3 protein-coding genes are annotated in these 2,657 nt (G+C 49.2%); all 3 read left to right on the top strand.

Going from position 1 to position 2,657, the window contains the following annotated elements; genetic code table 11:
• Positions 1–180, top strand: a 180-nt coding sequence (locus IK083_03945; GenBank protein ID MBR4748711.1) for a xylulokinase, incomplete at its 5' end; no start/stop codon positions are given.
• Positions 181–460: 280 nt separating this feature from the next.
• On the top strand, positions 461–1,246 hold the full coding sequence (locus IK083_03940) for a hypothetical protein (protein ID MBR4748710.1): 786 nt from the start codon (positions 461–463) through the stop codon (positions 1,244–1,246).
• 43 nt (positions 1,247–1,289) lie between these two features.
• A complete protein-coding gene (locus IK083_03935) occupies positions 1,290–2,546 on the top strand; it encodes a hypothetical protein (protein ID MBR4748709.1) in 1,257 nt (418 codons plus the stop codon).
• Positions 2,547–2,657 lie beyond the last annotated feature (111 nt).

Raw genomic sequence — 2,657 nt, 5'->3', positions numbered from 1 at the left:
ACCGTGGGCACCCTCATGCTGGCCGGGACCGCCATAGGCGCCTTTGACAGCCTGCAGTCTGCCCGGGAGATCCTCATCAAGCCCAAGGCGGAATATCTGCCACGGCCGGATATGCACGAGAGGTATATGGAAACCTATGCGATATACAAGACCCTTTCCGCCGCCAAGCACGGTATATAGCCTGGCTTTTATAATACAGAGCGGTCTGCTGCTTTCTCCGGCGGCAGGCTTGCGTCGATCCTGTGGATCCCCGGGTGAACGTGATATTGCCCGACTACAACAGCAACGCCTGGGACTTTGACAGCGACACCTCCAGAGAGCCTGTCTATACGGAATAAACACAGAGTGATATATGCCTTTGTCTTATGATCCGCTCTTGTTCTGAAAACAATTTCAACAGAGTTGACACTTTAGTTTTTTTATGTTATAATTAAATATCTGTATTAATATGGAGGCTCATATGAAAAGCTTGACGATCTGTTCCCCGCCTGCCGGCAGACCGGGAACAGGCCGGAGAAAAGCGCAGTCCTCAAGACTCGCGCTGTATATCTTCGCATGCCTGTGCATGTTCTTCATTACTTCCTGCGTCTTTGCTTCGGGCATGGCTCCCACCATGGACGGCTCCGGCGGCAATATCAGGTTTCATCTGTCCTCCCCCGGCGTAAACTGCGATCACGATCCGGTCACGGTCTTCGGCAATATTTATAAGACTCCGTCATTGGATCAGACATACAATTTGGTGATCCCCATAGGAACATCCTTTTATTACCTCGGAGTTGATTTTGAGGACAAGGACTATTTTGTCTCGGATCAGGGGGTCTATTCTCTTTGGAGCAACGATTCCACTTATAACATCACATATTCCGGAGTCTCGGCCGACGGTCCGATCATTGCAAACATGACAGGGCAGAGCTCCGGCGATATAGCCAGCTTTGGTATCAGCGGCAATGCCGTCGGCGTTGATCCCGGACATTATCCCACTTCGCTCACAGTCACGGATCTCGGCTCTCCGACACAGTCAAACGTCACGGATACCCTCGAAGTCTTTAATCTTGACATCTGGGCAATAGATCTGGCCGAAGAACCCGGGACCATCAGTCTGTATCCGGATGAAGTATACGAAATAGACCTGACCGCTATACCTGCGGATTTCCCGCATGAAAACGTATGCGGTATATCTGTCAGTTGGTTAGGGACGCTGCCCCTGCCTGGAATGGGCTCCGATTCACATTTATACCTTGGATAGTACCTGTCAGGACCAAATAACAGAGGACCCGGGCTCCTGGTGCGTGAAGAAATGGACCTATGGCGCGGACGGCACGCCCCAAAAGATCTATTACAAGCGGCCTGCCTCTTATAATTCCGCCGACACGATATACATTACCCTTTCCGTGAATAATACAACGATGATCCAAAAGCAGCTGATGTTCAACGACGTCTCTGTCGCGCATCTCAAATATATAGACAGTCCCATGACGGGAACGGGGAACATAAAAGGCTTTTGGACCCACAATATTGGCGTATATCCGGACCGGGAATGGGAGATCGACGAGAATGAGGACTGGATCAATTCCGACGTTATAGGATATACCGGCGGTGATAAGAACCGTCCTTTCGTATTTCACACGGGCGACCAGTTTTCCCTGGAAAAAGCGGCCTTCAAGGCTGTCGGTAATTCAAACCTGTCTTCCTATGGCTACGGCGTAAACGTAAGAATGTATGATTATCTCGGAACCGGCCTGATCGGCAACGCAAACAACTCGGGGGAGTATGAGGCGGATCTCGAACACGATATAGGTCCCGGGGACACTATGAGCGTTATCAATTCGGAGACCGTGTGCGTAAATCTGACTGTGGGGCTCGACACCTTCCGTACCAAGCACAAGGTCTATACCATAGGCGGCAGCCTGACTGGCGATAACAACTACCACACCCTGATAGACCTGGGCTGCGAGGCAGCTAAGGGGCTTATGCCATTCGAAAAGGATGAGATATTCAGCAGGATATTTGGCAAATACGCTACCCTTGATATACGCAGAATAGACGGTGGAGCGCCCATTACTTACTGGAAAAACGGCGCCGATAATACCAATAGTACCGGCGATGTTCTGCAGACCCGTAACGGGCGATGTGGGACCTGGGCAGAAATGTTCAACAAGACTTTAAGTTTGCAAGGCGTTACAGGCGGAACACAGTCATTTGCTCTGAAAAGAAATTTGTGGGTAAACTTTCCATACGCATATAATGGTTGCGCTTTGTATGGTTATTTTAACGGTGAGTATTATGGTATTCAGCTGTTACAGGAAGCGACAGCATATCAGGGCGGAAGTGACAGCCACCCCGAGCTTGCGAATTTTATAGATCACGAAATAAATACTTACAGCGGCAAATACTATGATGTGACCTGCGGGTGGGGGCCTTATGACTCGCTCAATGATTACTTTGAAGACGCGGTTTATTTTCGTATCTTCAGAATCAGTGATGGTCAAACTATCCAGATAAACCATTTCCTGGACTCGTCAGATTTTTCTTTTAGTTTATTGTGAGGTGTTATTATGAAACGGCTGGCTGTTTTGGTTGTCGTGCTTATATGCGCAATGATCCTGGGCTATGCGGTTTTGAAGGCCGAAGAAAGCGGAGCTGCTTCCAACATAGTT

It is taken from the genome of Abditibacteriota bacterium (assembly GCA_017552965.1).
In the GTDB taxonomy this organism is placed as follows: Bacteria; Armatimonadota; UBA5829; order UBA5829; family UBA5829; genus RGIG7931.
This window is presented reverse-complemented; position numbering and strand designations above follow the sequence as displayed.

Bases quoted from the DNA above. Each gene is read 5' to 3' on its own strand.
- IK083_03940 (MBR4748710.1), top strand. From the start codon at position 461: ATGAAAAGCTTGACGATCTGTTCCCCGCCTGCCGGCAGACCGGGAACA.